A 13,396-nucleotide genomic window follows, 5' to 3' on the forward strand; every position below is an offset into this window, starting at 1 on the left:
TAATCGAGAGAGGCGCGATTATCGCAGTGTCGTCGGATCGCCTCAGTTCACGGCTTTGGCGTCAACCACATCCTTTTCGATCGCCTGACCGGACGAAATCTGAATCCGGCGCGGTTTCAGTGCCTCGGGCACCTCACGTTTAAGGTCGATGTTCAGCATGCCGTTTTCGTGGCTTGCGCCGGTGACGCGCACGTGATCGGCCAGCGCAAAACGACGCTCGAACGCGCGGGTGGCGATGCCGCGATGCAGGTAGGAACGGTCCTTGTCCTCGGCGGCTTTCTTACCAGCGACGATCAGGGCGTTTTCCTTCACTTCGACCGACAGATCAGCCTCGGCAAAACCGGCGACAGCGACGGAAATCCGATACGCGTCGGCGGCGGTTTTTTCAATGTTATAAGGCGGGTAGCTGGGCTGGGCCACGTCATTGGTCAGAACGCGATCCATCATATCGGCGATCTGGTCAAAGCCAATGGTGGCGCGGTGCAGCGGTGCAAAGTCAAATGTACGCATGTCTCGTATCCTCATGTCAGAGCGATGATCGAATTGTGCCCTCCATCCGGACGGGCGATGTTATATCAGGCCCCGTTTTTGGCGACCCGATACAGTTCAAATGGGTAGAGATTTGACCGAGTTCAACCCCCGCCGGGGCTGATGAATTTAGCGCCGGAACCGGACTTGCCGGACCCAACCTGCAACCGGCGTATCGCAGCCTTGGGTTGGGGGGCGTCACGGCGCAGCGCCGACTTTAGTTCCGCCACGATTCCAGACAGTTCCATGCCAAACCCTACTTTTTGGCGCCCATCTGTCCCGACCGCGGACACGACCGACAGGATCTGCCAGCGCGGACCGTTTCGCGCCAGCAAAGCTGACCCGGACGACCCGAAGGTGATGTCACAGTTGAACGTGATCAACCCTTGCCGGCGCTGGAGGATACGGCAAGAGCGCTCGCGCGTGATTGCCTCGGACCGACCGCGCCCGTATGAGGCGATGCTCACCTCGTTCCCAGCCACCCGACCGCTATGTAACGCAAAGGGGTCCGCAACCGAGTACGGGATCGGCTGCTCCAGCTTCATCAGCGCGACATCGACCCGAACCGCCTCGGCCGAGTGGTTTGGATGTCGGGTATAGTCGGGATGCACCGCGATCTGGACAACCTTGCGCTCCGCCAGTGCCGTCCCATCACTCAGCCCCGCGCGAAAGGTGACCTCACCGGGTTCATAAGGAGACCCGCTTGCCCGGTTCAGGGCGCAATGCGCCGCCGTCAACACCAGGTCCTGCGCGATCAAGGTGCCTGTGCAAAACCCGTCTTGACCAATATCCAACCGACCGACAGCCTCCCAACCATAAAGATCGTCACGATCATTCAGCGTGCGCTTCCCGCTTTGGGCAGACGCGGCGGCAGCCACCGTAATTAGGCAAAGGACAGAAAAAAGAAATCGGATCATGGTTTGATGAAACGGGCGCCCACATTGCTACCGGATCCATTCAACTCGGTAGAGGCAATGAATCCGCGCCCCGCCGACAATTCAGCCTGCAACACGGACAAAGACTCTTCCACCGCTGTTCCAACAGCCACACGCTGCCCGTTGAATTCGGCCTTGGCTGCAACAACAGACACGATCCGGGGCCGATCCCCGTCAAACGAAAACACAGGGGCACCGGACGATCCGAACTCAACATCGCAGGACATGACCAGCACATCGGATTTTCGGGTCATGACCGAGCACACTTCTTGCAGAGACGGCGCCTCGGCCCGGTCCTTGGCGTAGGACACGACGCCCACCTCTTCCCCTTTTGCCGGGCGATTGCCTGTTTCAAAGGGAATGACGGTTGTGTTGCGAATTGGCTGCCAGAGTTCGATCAGCGCGATATCGCTGCCGATACGCGAAGCAGACGCTTCTTCGCCATACTGGTAGTCAGGATGAATCACGGCCCTGCGTGCGGCGCGGTAAGCGGATGCGCGCCCAAGCCGCCAAGCCGCCAGAAACTCGACCTGTGCCAGTTCCACCCGTTGACCTGTGACCTTGTCGAACAGGCAATGAGCGGCCGTCAAAACCAACGTCGGAGAGATCAGTGTTCCCGTGCAAAACCCTGCGCCACCGATATCCAGGCGACCCACAGCCATCCAAGCGCGCCCCGCATCCGTGGTATCCAGGCTTTTCAGCCTGGAATCCTGTGCGTTGGCGGTCATAGGCAAACATGCCAGCACTAGAGCCTTGATCCAGTTTCGCAAGCGGTTCTCCGGCGTTGCTATCCTCGCATCTTCCTACGCACCGGTTGAGGCGAAAATAGGGCGCTGGCTTGACAGGCGGTTCCTGACCGAAACCGATGCGTTGCCGCATCAACACCTATCTGAGGATCGGAACCTCGTGGTCTGACCTCCGATCCTGTTGCATGGCTCTGGGCATCGGACCTCCGGTTGCCCAATCCAGCAATTCCACTGTGTGCAGGATCGGAACGTCGGTGCCCGAGCCGATCTGCATCATGCAACCAATGTTGCCAGCGGCGATAACATCAGGGTTCTTCGCCTCAAGAGTCCTGACCTTGCGCTGTTTGAGTTTTCCAGAAATCTCGGGCTGCATCAAGTTATAGGTGCCCGCGCTGCCACAGCACAGATGGCTGTCCGCAGGCTCGACCACGGTGAAACCCGCGCGTTTCAGCAAGTCTTTGGGGTGCGTCTTGATCTTTTGGCCGTGCTGCAGGGAGCATGCTGCATGGTAGGCGACAGTCATGTCCTTGTCGGCACCTGCCGGCAAATCAAGCTGCACCAACAGCTCGCTGATATCCATTGCGATCGAGGATACCCGAGCCGCATCTTCGGCCAGCGCATCATTTCGGAACATGTGCCCATAATCCTTGACGGTCGTACCACAGCCAGAGGTATTGATGACAATCGCGTCCAGCCCATCTTTGTCGATCTCGGCTGTCCAGGCGCGGATATTCGCGGCAGCGGCCTTATGACTGTCGTCTGATTTACCCATGTGATGGGTCAGGGCACCACAGCACCCGGCACCCTCGGCCACGACAACTTCGCAGCCCATGCGGGTCAGCAGGCGGATGGTGGCGTCGTTGATATCCGTATTGAGCGCCCTCTGTGCGCACCCTGTCATCAATGCGACGCGTTTCTTGCGCGCGCCTTTTGATGCAAAGCTTTGGGGATCATCGTTGCGACTAACCGGCGGGATGTGCTTCGGTGCCATATCCAGCATTGCGCGCAACCGTGCGTCGGGCATCAGGAATTTGAAGGGCCGGCCGAGTTTCGCACCGATCAGTGCCCAGCGGAACCGCATCGGATAGGGCAGAATTTGCGCCAGAACCCACCGCAATGCACGATCCGAGAAAGGCCGTTTGTAATTCTGTTCGATATACTCGCGGGCATGATCCACCAGATGCATGTAATGCACGCCCGACGGACAGGTCGTCATGCACGCCAGACAGGACAGGCAGCGGTCGATATGCTTGACAGTTTTCTCATCAGGAACACGCTCATTCTCCAGCATGTCCTTGATCAGGTAGATGCGCCCGCGGGGGCTGTCCAACTCATCCCCCAACACCTGATAAGTGGGACAGGTCGCGGTGCAAAACCCGCAATGCACGCAATTGCGCAGGATTTCGTTCGAGCGCTTGATGCCCGGATCATGCAGTTGTTCTTCGGAAAACGTCGTTTGCATCTTTTTATCCCATCAGTCCCGGGTTGAACAAACCACGCGGATCAAATTTTTGCCGAAGCCCTTGTGTTAGAGCCGCAACGCCAGCGGTCTCGGGTTGGAAACGGCCCAAGTCTGCAGCGGTTTCCGCATCCGCCCGGACAAGCGTCGCGTGACCGTCGAACGCGCCAAGCCGCGCACGCAGATCGGTCCCTGCGGGGACAAGCGCCCAGATCAACCCGCCACCCCAATCAAACAGGGTCTGGCTTGCCTCCAGACGCGCGGATACCTCTGGCGCGTCCGTCGGTTTGACCGAGATACGCCACACATCGCCATCCTTGTCATGAAACGCCGCAGCATCCTGTATACCGCGCCACAAGTCAGCCGATCCCTCAACCTCGGAAGGCGCGCCAAAGCTGGCCAGCGTGGACGTCATTTGTTCGACCCTATAGGCCACCGAATCCGCGAAGCCTTCAAGCCGCAGCAGCGCACGACCTGTTTGCGGGTCATAAGCCGCACCGCTCACCTCGTACGGGGATTTCAAAGCAGCCGAGAGCACCCGAATTGCCGCTCCTGCATCCGCAACCGGTACTTGCAGCGTTGCCGTCGCCTCGGGCTTGGGCAGCACTTTCAGCGAAACTTCGGTCAGCACACCCAGCGTTCCCCAGGCACCGCTCATCAACTTGACCAGATCATACCCGGTCACGTTTTTCATCACCCGCCCGCCATTCTTCACGATCTGGCCCCGACCGTCGACGTAACGGACGCCCAGCAGGAAATCACGGCACGCCCCTGCCTGAATCCGGCGCGGCCCCGAGATATTGGCGGCCACGACACCGCCAATCGTCGGTGTACCATTGGTCCCCAGCAGGCCGCGATGATCCATCGGTTCAAACGCCAATTGCTGACCTTCGGCGTCCAGCGCGGCCTCGATCTCGGCCGCGGGTGTTCCCGCCTGCGCCACGATCGTCAACGCGCCCGGCTCATACAGGGTAATCCCGCTCAAACCGCTGGTTTCGATAAGATCATCCGGCCCGCCGATCCCTCGGGTTCCACCACCGGCAATTCGCACGGGCCCTTGCAATCCGGCCACGATTTCGGCCAGTTCGGTCTCTGTTTCAGGTCTCATGACACTTCTTCTGTTCAAAAATACTTCGGGGGAATCGCGGCCTGCCGCGATGGGGGCAGCGCCCCCTACTCAGCGGCGATCCTGCGAACCTCGGACACATCCAGCGGGAACACTTTAGCCGGGTTCAAAAGCCAGTTTGGATCGAACACATCCTTTACAGCCATCTGTGCTTCAAGGTCTTGCGGCGCATATTGGTGAGACATCAGATCCCGCTTTTCGATCCCCACACCATGCTCACCTGTCAGGCATCCCCCCACGTCCACGCACAGTTTGAGGATATCGGCCCCAAACGCCTCGCATTTCTCAAGGTCGCCAGGCTTGTTCGCATCGAACAGGATCAGCGGGTGCATATTCCCATCACCTGCATGGAACACGTTGCCCACCGGCAATCCGTAATCCTCGCTCAACTCTCCGATCCGGCGCAGCACTTCGGGCAGAGAGGAAACGGGGATCGTGCCATCCAGACACATGTAATCGTTCATCTGGCCCATCGCCCCAAAAGCCGATTTCCGTCCCAGCCAGATCTTGGCGCTTTCCTCCGCCGACTGGCTTTCGCGCAGCTCGACCGGGTTGTGACGTTTCGCGATCTCGATGATCTTCGACAGTTGATAGTCGATTTCAGCCTCGGACCCTTCGACCTCGACAATCAGCAGGGCGTGACAATCGGGATAGCCGGCATGGGCGAAATTCTCACACGCCTTGATGCACAGCGTATCCATGAACTCGATGGCTACCGGCAAAATGCCCGATTTGATGATATCCGAGACGCACTGTCCGGCCACCTCATTGTCATCGAACCCCATCAGCACGGGCCGCGCGCCTTCGGGCTTGCGCAGGATACGCAGGGTGGCCTCGGTCACGACACCCAACTGCCCTTCCGAGCCGCAGACCACGCCCAGCAGGTCCAGCCCGCCTGCGTCCAGATGCGCACCACCGATTTCGACCACGCTGCCATCCATCATCACCATCTTGACGCCCAGCAGATTGTTGGTGGTCACACCGTATTTCAGGCAATGCGCGCCGCCGGAATTCATGCCGATATTCCCCGCGATGGCGCAGGCCAGTTGCGAGGAAGGATCGGGCGCATAGAAGAAGTCATCTTCTTCAACGGCCCCGGTTACGCTCAGGTTGGTTCGGCCGGTCTGGACGCGGATGAAACGGTTGTCATAGTCGACCTCCAACACATCATTCATCCGCGCGACACCCAGAATAACACTATCCGCCGTGGGCAGCGCGCCACCGGCCAGAGATGTCCCCGAACCGCGCGGAACAACCGGAACGCCTTCTTCATTGCAAATGCGCAGCACATCCGAGACCTCGGCAGTCGTCGACGGCAGAACGGCAAGCATCGGAGGGCAGCGATAGGCCGTCAGCGCATCACATTCATAGGCGCGCGTCTCTGCCGGATCGTGGATCACGGCGTCTTCGGGCAGAACTTGCAGCAGACGTCGCAGGACCACGTCCTTGCGCCGCAGAATATCAGGGTTTGGTGTTGGCATTTCCATGACTGACTCTCCGTTTGGTAAAATAATATTACCAATTTTCCGATCTGGCAAGTTGTGACGTCACGACTTAGTGTCGCGATTATGTCCTGGATTGATCAGTCATTGTTGTTTGCACCGCTGGATTTCGTCGGCATCGCGCTGCTGATCGGCGCGTGGCTGTGGATCGGGTGGCGGATAGAAAATCCGTCTCCTGACAAGCCGTCTGTCGGCATGATCATGGACGATTATCGCCGGGATTGGATGCAGGAAATGGTGACCCGCCAACCCCGCATGTTCGACGCGCAGGTGGTGGGCACGATGCGGCAGGGCAGTACATTCTTTGCCTCGACCACGATGATTGCGATTGGGGGTGGGCTGGCCCTGTTGGGAAACACCGAACGCCTGGCCGGGCTTGCTCAGGACCTTGCGCTGGGGACAGCCCCTGCGCTGGTGTGGGAGATCAAGATCCTGATCATCCTGCTGTTTCTGGCAAATGCGTTTCTGAAATATGTTTGGGCGCATCGGCTGTTTGGCTATTGCGCGGTGCTGATGGCCGCCGTGCCGAATGAACCCGACGATCCTGCGGCCTATCCCCGTGCCGCGCAAGCCGCCGAGATTTGCGTCACCGCCGCACGCAGCTTCAACCGGGGTCTGCGCTCCACCTATTTCGCGTTGGCGTCGGTGGCTTGGATATTGGGACCCTACGCGCTGATCGCAGGCACATTGGTCACATTGGCCATGCTCTATCGCAGAGAGTTTGCATCGCATTCGCGGACGGTTCTTCTCAACACCGGATCGTGATCAACCGGCCCTTCACAATAGGTTAGCTTCACATCATGAGATATCTTGTTCTGACCGCCCTGCTCGCAACCCCGGCCCTCGCCGATGATCCCGTGATTGAAAACGTCACTGCCAGACAAAGCGGGGATACTTGGCGATTCGACGTCACCGTCTCGCATCCTGAAACGGGTTGGGACGATTATGCCGATGGCTGGCGAGTGCTGGACATGAATGGGACCGAACTGGGGATGCGCGTGCTGCATCACCCGCACGAGAACGAGCAACCCTTCACACGATCCCTCAGCGGTGTGGCGATTCCCGCAGGAACGGCACAAGTGCAGGTGCAGGCCCGCACCAACGTGGATGGCTGGGCGGAAAAGACCTTTGTGGTCGACCTGAATTAAGGTCAGAAAACGCCCATCTGCAATCCGGCAGCCATGGCCAAACCCAACTCGCGACAGGTTTCAAGTTGGTCGGCGGGGATGGTTTTTGCGGCCAGAATCGCCTCGGGTGTTTGCGCGTGGGTGCAGAGGATCAAAGGCGGCTGCACCTCTTTCAACCGCCAGCCGGTCGCGATGCGGGCGGTCTGACGGGCGGCATTCGCGCCATCTGACCCGGCACAGACCATCTGCGCATAGGGCCGACCCTCAATCCGGCCCAGAACAGGGTAATAGCTGCGGTCAAAGAAATCCTTCATCACGCCGGAAAGTGCCGCCAAATTCTCGGGCGCGCAGAAAATATAGCCATCCGCATTCAGCAGATCCTCCGGGCCTGCCAGATCAGCGGATTTCAAGACAACGTCCGTCTCGGTACGCGCGGCTTCAACCGCAGCCTCGGCCATCTGCCGGGACCCGCCGGTGCGCGAATGGTAAACGATCAAAAGCTGCGCCATGTCATACCCGGTGATAGGGACCGCCCGACAGGATGGTTGCGGCCCGATAAAGTTGCTCGGCCAGCATCACACGGACCAGCATATGGGGCCAGACCATCGCCCCAAATGAGATCGAAAAATCCGCTTCGGCCCGCAGATTAGGGTCTATTCCGTCGGCGCCACCGATGATCAACGCCAAATCCTGCCGCCCGGCATCGCGCCAACCGCCCAGTTTCTGCGCAAAATCGGGTGAGGACATCACCCGCCCGCGTTCGTCCAGCGTGCAGATCACCGCGCCCTTGGGCAGCGCCTTGCGCAGCAGAGCGGCCTCGGCCCCCATACCTGCGTTTTTCTTGTCTTCAACCTCAACAACCTTGGCCGGACCAAGGCCCAAAGCCCGCCCGGTTCGGTCAAAGCGTGTCAGGTAATCGTCAAGCAGGGTCTTTTCGGGTCCGGCGCGCAATCGCCCGACCGCAACTATGCTGATCCGCATATTTCTCTCGCCTCCGGCCCTTCAATACAGGCCGGGATAGCGCCTCAGTTCGCCGAGGCGCTGCCGCCCGCAGGCAGCCACATCTTTTCCAGCTGATAGAATTCGCGCACTTCGGGGCGGAAGATATGGACGATCACGTCGCCCGTATCAATCAACACCCAGTCGCCGGCATCCTTGCCTTCGACCTTCGAGGTGAAACCAAACTCCTGCTTGATGCGATCCGTCAGCTTTTCCGCCATGGCAGCGACCTGACGGGTCGAGCGACCCGAGGCAATCACCATGTGATCCGCAACAGAAGACTTACCTTGCAGGTTGATCTGCACGACATCTTCGGCCTTGTCATCGGAAAGTGAGGAAAGGATACGCTCAAGCAGCTTGTCGCTGATTGACTGAGAGTGGGCCATTACGCTGGCCCCGTCATCGGCGGGCAAACCCGCCTGGGTATGTAGAGACAGGACATAGTCCTCCTTTGCTGCGCGCCATGCAATCCCGGCGCCGGGGTACTAATAAGGTAACAAGGGGATTGCAACATTTCAATGAAGCGCCGCGCAACGCGGGCTCAATCCTCTGCGATCTGTTGCGAGCCTGCGTCGGGCAGCAGGCGCACTTCGCGCTGCGGGAAGGGCAGCGATATACCCTCGGCGTGAAACGCATCCCACAGCGCCAGATAGACATTGCCTCGGATATTGGTCAGCCCCTTGGTCGGGTCACTGATCCAAAAGCGCAGCACGTAGTCGACGCTGCTGTCGCCAAACCCGGTGATATGGCAGACCGGCTCATGTGACCCGCCGCTCAAGACCCGCGACACGGTTTTTACAGAGGTGACGGCGGTGGAGCGGACCTTATGCGGGTCGTCGGAATAGCTGGTGCCAAACTCCAGATCCAGCCGCACGAATTTATCGGAATGCGACCAGTTCACCACCTGATTAGTGATCAGGTCCTCGTTCGGGATCAGGTATTCCCGCCCGTCCCGCGTGACAACCGACACGTAACGCGCGCCCAGCGCGTTGATCCACCCAAACGTGTCGCCCAAAGAGATCACGTCCCCCGGTTTGATCGACCGGTCCATCAGGATGATAATCCCCGAGATCAGGTTCGACACCACCTTTTGCAGCCCGAACCCGATCCCCACACCAATCGCGCCGGACAACAGCGCAATACCGGTCAGGTCAAAGCCCAGCGTGCGGATCGCGACCAGAAAAACCCCGCCATAGATCAGAACCTGAATGCCTTTGGCCAGCAGCACCTGCATCGACGGGGTGATATCGTCATTGCTCATCAAGCCGCGTTCGGCTGCGCGGGTTCCCACTCGGGCCAGAGTCAGCAGAATTCCGATCAGCAGAACAGCCTTGAGAATCCCAAGGGCCGAGATGTGCAGGTCACCAATGGAAATCGCCACGCCATCCATAAACCCGGCCACATCGTCGGTCAGGTTCAGAGCAACAAGCGTTGCATAGACCCACATAGCCCATTTGAAGATGCGCCGCAGCGTTCGGTTCCGCACAAACCGCGCCACCAGTGCGATGGCCAGCCACGCCGCGGCCAAGGTCGCGATCACACCGATAAGGTAACTGCGCGAAGGCCATGTGATCTGCTGCATCACCAGATACAGCACCCATGACAACACCACGAAATAGACCAGTGTCAGACGCTGCATCAGTTGTACAAGAACGCGCAACCTCCACTTTGGCCACCCGGTGCGCGAGCGCGCCCAAGTGTCCCATCTCCCCTGGGTCAGCAGCTTCAGAACAAAGGACAGCCCCCAGAGAAACAGGATGATTACAATCTGGTACTGTCGCCACCCCGGTGTGACGATCAGTTCAGCAAAGTTTTCAAACTGAGAGGAAAAGGCCGCGACCATGTCGTCATAAAGCTTCGACACCGAACTTGGGATCAGGTCTTGGTTCATGCAGTTCCTCCTGACGGGCAGATTGAAGACCAAAGCCCCCAGATGCAAGTCCGCGGCGGTTTTGAACCTTGATTGCCGGGATCGCGCGATATATCTGGTGCGCATGAGACTCAATGTGGCCCAACTTCAGAATCTGGAAGATCGCGCGCGTCTGCGCGAACGGTTCTATGGGGCTGCCCGCACGGTTCTGGCGCGCCTACGCGCAGCCTAAGCCACCTCGCCAGCTATTTCTCATTACATACGGGAGAGGACCGATGTCCCCCAAAACGCTCTATGACAAGATCTGGGATGCCCATGTCGCCCACGAAGCCGACGATGGCACCTGCTTGCTGTATATCGACCGCCACCTCGTGCACGAAGTGACCAGCCCGCAGGCGTTCGAAGGCCTGCGCATGGCGGGCCGCAAGGTGCGCGCACCGGAAAAGACCATCGCGGTGCCGGATCACAACGTGCCCACCACGCCGGACCGTGTGAACGGGATCGAGAACCCGGAATCGCGCATTCAGGTCGAGGCGCTGGACAAGAACGCCAAGGATTTCGGCATTCACTATTACCCGGTGCATGACGTCCGTCAGGGCATCGTGCACATCGTTGGCCCCGAACAGGGCTGGACCCTGCCCGGTATGACCGTTGTGTGCGGCGACAGCCACACCGCCACCCACGGCGCGTTTGGTGCGCTGGCTCACGGCATCGGCACGTCCGAGGTTGAGCATGTTCTGGCCACGCAGACCCTGATCCAGAAGAAATCCAAGAACATGAAGGTGGAAATCACCGGCAAATTGCAGCCGGGTGTGACCGCCAAGGATATCACTCTGGCCGTGATCGGTGAAACCGGCACCGCTGGCGGCACCGGCTATGTCATCGAATATTGCGGCGAAGCGATCCGCGATCTGTCGATGGAAGGTCGCATGACCGTCTGCAACATGGCCATCGAAGGCGGTGCTCGCGCGGGCCTGATCGCGCCGGATGAGACCACCTTTGAATATGTCAAAGGCCGCCCCCACGCCCCGAAAGGCGCACAATGGGAGGCCGCTCTAGACTGGTGGAAAACGCTCTATACCGATGAGGACGCGCATTTCGACAAGGTTGTCACACTGCGCGGTGAAGATATCGCACCCGTCGTGACTTGGGGCACCAGCCCCGAAGACGTGCTGCCGATCACCGCGACCGTGCCGAACCCCGAAGATTTCGAAGGCGGCAAGGTCGACGCGGCCCGCCGCTCGATCGAGTATATGGGTCTGGAAGCCGGTCAGAAGCTGAGCGATGTTGAAATCGACACTGTCTTTATCGGGTCCTGCACCAATGGCCGGATCGAAGACCTGCGCGCCGCTGCTGAAATCCTGAAGGGCAAGAAGATCAAGGACGGGATGCGCGCCATGGTCGTGCCCGGCTCGGGTCTGGTGCGTGCACAGGCCGAAGAAGAAGGTCTGGCCGACATCTTCAAAGAGGCCGGGTTTGAATGGCGTCTGGCGGGATGTTCGATGTGTCTGGCGATGAACCCCGACCAGTTGCAGCCGGGTGAGCGCTGTGCCGCGACCTCGAACCGCAACTTCGAAGGGCGTCAGGGACGGGGTGGGCGCACCCACCTGCTGAGCCCGGCGATGGCTGCTGCGGCTGCGATAACAGGACGGCTGACAGACGTCCGCGAATTGATGTAAGCTACCCTCATATCTGAATATTTGAGGGAGAGACTGAAATGAGTGATTGGGTCAAATGGCTCTTGTTGGGGCTGCTTTCGATTGCGTTTGGCATCTTTGTGCTGGGCGCGCCGGTGGTGGCCTCGATAGCTGTGACAGTGGTAACGGGCGTGTTGCTGCTGATATCGGGCGTGTTGCAGGTTGTTGGCGGGTTCTCCGTCGAAGGTACGGGCAACAAGATCCTGTCATTCATCATGGGTGCCGTGATGCTGTTCCTCGGCTGGAACTTCATGTCCCAGCCTCTGGCCGGAACGCTCACCTTGGCGGTGGTCATGCTGATCCTGTTCATGGCAGGCGGCATCGCGCGGGTCATTCTGTCGTTCCAGATGAAAGGAACGCAGTATTTCTGGCCGACAATGATCTCGGGCATCTTGTCTATCGTGCTCGCGGGCATCATCTGGACTTATGTAGGAAGTGAACCGGCGGTGCTGATGAGCATTCTGGGTATCTTCCTGGGGATCGAGATGCTGTTCAACGGGTTCGGTTTGGTCTTCATGGCGTTCTTTGTCAAGAACGCGCCCGACGACGCAACAACGGAAGCGAAACAAGCTTAAACGCGGGGCAAGGGGTCGGCCCTCTCCCGCAGGAGTGTGAACATGGAAAAGTTTGAAAAAGTCCACGGGGTGGCCGCCCCAATGCCATTGATCAATATCGACACCGATATGATCATCCCCAAAGTGCACTTGAAAACGATCAAACGGTCCGGCCTTGGTGTCGTGCTGTTTGACGAGATGCGCTATCACGACCATGGCGGCGAGAACGAAGAGTTCGTGCTGAACAAACCCGCCTATCGCAACACCGAGATTCTGGTGGCCGGAGATAACTTTGGCTGCGGCTCGTCACGTGAACACGCGCCTTGGGCGATCAAGGATTTCGGCATCAAGGTGGTAATCTCGACCAGCTTTGCCGACATCTTCTTCAATAACTGCTTCAAGAACGGCATCCTGCCCATCGTGGTCGAGGAAGAGCATCACGCGATCCTGATGGACGACGCACACAAGGGTGAAAACGCCCGCATGACCGTGCATCTGGAAGACCAGAAGATCACCACCTCGGACGGCGTCGAGATCACCTTCGACATCGACCCGCACCGCAAGCACTGCTTGCTGAACGGTCTGGACGATATTGGCCTGTCGATGGAAAAAGAACATCACATCGACAAATTCGAGGATCACGCGAGTCAGGCCCGCCCCTGGGTATGATTCTGTGGATGATTCTGTGAACACTCAACCTAAAGGGGTCGCTTTGGCGGCCCCTTTCGCATTCTAGGGGTTGAATTCGCGGCAACCACAACATGTAGCGGCAATGCTAAATTACACGTCGGATTTGCGTCAGGAATGATGCAAACCCGCACCAGTTTTGCCATCATTTTGCCCAAAATCACGT

Annotated in this window: 16 protein-coding genes; 6 read left to right on the forward strand and 10 right to left on the reverse strand. The window is 58.9% G+C overall.

Annotated features, from left to right (window positions below; translation table 11 throughout):
- Nucleotides 1-42: 42 nt before the first annotated feature.
- The 6 genes from ACR0MS_RS15995 to ACR0MS_RS16020 all read right to left on the reverse strand — a co-directional run bounded on the left by ACR0MS_RS15995 (nucleotide 43) and on the right by ACR0MS_RS16020 (nucleotide 6,281).
- Nucleotides 43-510 (reverse strand): Hsp20 family protein, encoded by a 468-nt coding sequence (locus ACR0MS_RS15995; protein WP_480575351.1) that lies wholly within the window; start codon nucleotides 508-510, stop codon nucleotides 43-45.
- 122 nt (nucleotides 511-632) lie between these two features.
- On the reverse strand, nucleotides 633-1,445 hold the full coding sequence (locus ACR0MS_RS16000) for a trypsin-like serine peptidase (RefSeq protein WP_480575354.1): 813 nt from the start codon (nucleotides 1,443-1,445) through the stop codon (nucleotides 633-635).
- The gene (locus ACR0MS_RS16005; protein WP_480575358.1) at nucleotides 1,442-2,191 is read right to left on the reverse strand and encodes a trypsin-like serine peptidase; all 750 of its coding nucleotides are present in this window, start codon (nucleotides 2,189-2,191) and stop codon (nucleotides 1,442-1,444) included. Before ACR0MS_RS16005 ends, ACR0MS_RS16000 begins: the two co-directional genes overlap by 4 nt.
- Before the next feature lie 157 nt (nucleotides 2,192-2,348).
- Nucleotides 2,349-3,671, reverse strand: a complete 1,323-nt coding sequence (glcF, locus tag ACR0MS_RS16010) for a glycolate oxidase subunit GlcF (RefSeq protein ID WP_480575361.1) — start codon at nucleotides 3,669-3,671, stop codon at nucleotides 2,349-2,351.
- Nucleotides 3,672-3,675: 4 nt separating this feature from the next.
- Nucleotides 3,676-4,776, reverse strand: coding sequence for an FAD-binding protein (locus ACR0MS_RS16015; RefSeq protein ID WP_480575365.1), 1,101 nt, complete (start codon nucleotides 4,774-4,776; stop codon nucleotides 3,676-3,678).
- A gap of 65 nt (nucleotides 4,777-4,841) precedes the next feature.
- Entirely contained in the window at nucleotides 4,842-6,281 is a 1,440-nt protein-coding gene (locus tag ACR0MS_RS16020) for an FAD-linked oxidase C-terminal domain-containing protein (RefSeq protein ID WP_480575369.1), read from the reverse strand.
- Between the two features lie 81 nt (nucleotides 6,282-6,362).
- Here ACR0MS_RS16020 and ACR0MS_RS16025 point away from each other — a divergent pair, with 81 nt between their 5' ends.
- Both ACR0MS_RS16025 and ACR0MS_RS16030 read left to right on the forward strand, forming a co-directional pair.
- Nucleotides 6,363-7,061 (forward strand): DUF599 domain-containing protein, encoded by a 699-nt coding sequence (locus ACR0MS_RS16025; RefSeq protein WP_480575372.1) that lies wholly within the window; start codon nucleotides 6,363-6,365, stop codon nucleotides 7,059-7,061.
- A gap of 35 nt (nucleotides 7,062-7,096) precedes the next feature.
- Nucleotides 7,097-7,444: a hypothetical protein gene (locus ACR0MS_RS16030; RefSeq protein WP_480575375.1), complete on the forward strand. Its 348-nt coding sequence runs from the start codon at nucleotides 7,097-7,099 to the stop codon at nucleotides 7,442-7,444.
- Between the two features lie 2 nt (nucleotides 7,445-7,446).
- Here ACR0MS_RS16030 and ACR0MS_RS16035 read toward each other — a convergent pair whose 3' ends face one another.
- From ACR0MS_RS16035 to ACR0MS_RS16050, 4 genes are all read right to left on the reverse strand, one after another.
- Complete coding sequence (locus tag ACR0MS_RS16035; RefSeq protein WP_480575378.1) at nucleotides 7,447-7,932, reverse strand: flavodoxin family protein; 486 nt, start codon at nucleotides 7,930-7,932, stop codon at nucleotides 7,447-7,449.
- Between the two features lies 1 nt (nucleotide 7,933).
- Nucleotides 7,934-8,404: a 23S rRNA (pseudouridine(1915)-N(3))-methyltransferase RlmH gene (rlmH, locus tag ACR0MS_RS16040; protein ID WP_480575381.1), complete on the reverse strand. Its 471-nt coding sequence runs from the start codon at nucleotides 8,402-8,404 to the stop codon at nucleotides 7,934-7,936.
- 44 nt (nucleotides 8,405-8,448) lie between these two features.
- The gene (gene rsfS, locus ACR0MS_RS16045; protein ID WP_170353820.1) at nucleotides 8,449-8,808 is read right to left on the reverse strand and encodes a ribosome silencing factor; all 360 of its coding nucleotides are present in this window, start codon (nucleotides 8,806-8,808) and stop codon (nucleotides 8,449-8,451) included.
- A 155-nt stretch (nucleotides 8,809-8,963) separates the two neighbouring features.
- Nucleotides 8,964-10,313: a mechanosensitive ion channel family protein gene (locus ACR0MS_RS16050; RefSeq protein WP_480575384.1), complete on the reverse strand. Its 1,350-nt coding sequence runs from the start codon at nucleotides 10,311-10,313 to the stop codon at nucleotides 8,964-8,966.
- A 115-nt stretch (nucleotides 10,314-10,428) separates the two neighbouring features.
- Between ACR0MS_RS16050 and ACR0MS_RS16055 the strand changes: the two genes are divergently transcribed.
- From ACR0MS_RS16055 to leuD, 4 genes are read left to right on the forward strand one after another with little or no spacing between them, the layout of a single operon-like run.
- On the forward strand, nucleotides 10,429-10,524 hold the full coding sequence (locus ACR0MS_RS16055; protein ID WP_254428854.1) for an isopropylmalate isomerase: 96 nt from the start codon (nucleotides 10,429-10,431) through the stop codon (nucleotides 10,522-10,524).
- Nucleotides 10,525-10,567: 43 nt separating this feature from the next.
- Nucleotides 10,568-11,971 carry a 3-isopropylmalate dehydratase large subunit gene (gene leuC, locus ACR0MS_RS16060; protein WP_480575387.1) on the forward strand — a complete coding sequence of 468 codons (1,404 nt, stop codon included), beginning with the start codon at nucleotides 10,568-10,570 and terminating at the stop codon, nucleotides 11,969-11,971.
- A 38-nt stretch (nucleotides 11,972-12,009) separates the two neighbouring features.
- A complete protein-coding gene (locus tag ACR0MS_RS16065; RefSeq protein ID WP_480575391.1) occupies nucleotides 12,010-12,564 on the forward strand; it encodes an HdeD family acid-resistance protein in 555 nt (184 codons plus the stop codon).
- 42 nt (nucleotides 12,565-12,606) lie between these two features.
- Entirely contained in the window at nucleotides 12,607-13,212 is a 606-nt protein-coding gene (leuD, locus tag ACR0MS_RS16070; RefSeq protein ID WP_480575394.1) for a 3-isopropylmalate dehydratase small subunit, read from the forward strand.
- Nucleotides 13,213-13,396: the final 184 nt, after the last annotated feature.

The sequence above is a fragment of the Ruegeria sp. CJ2 genome, from assembly GCF_056536745.1.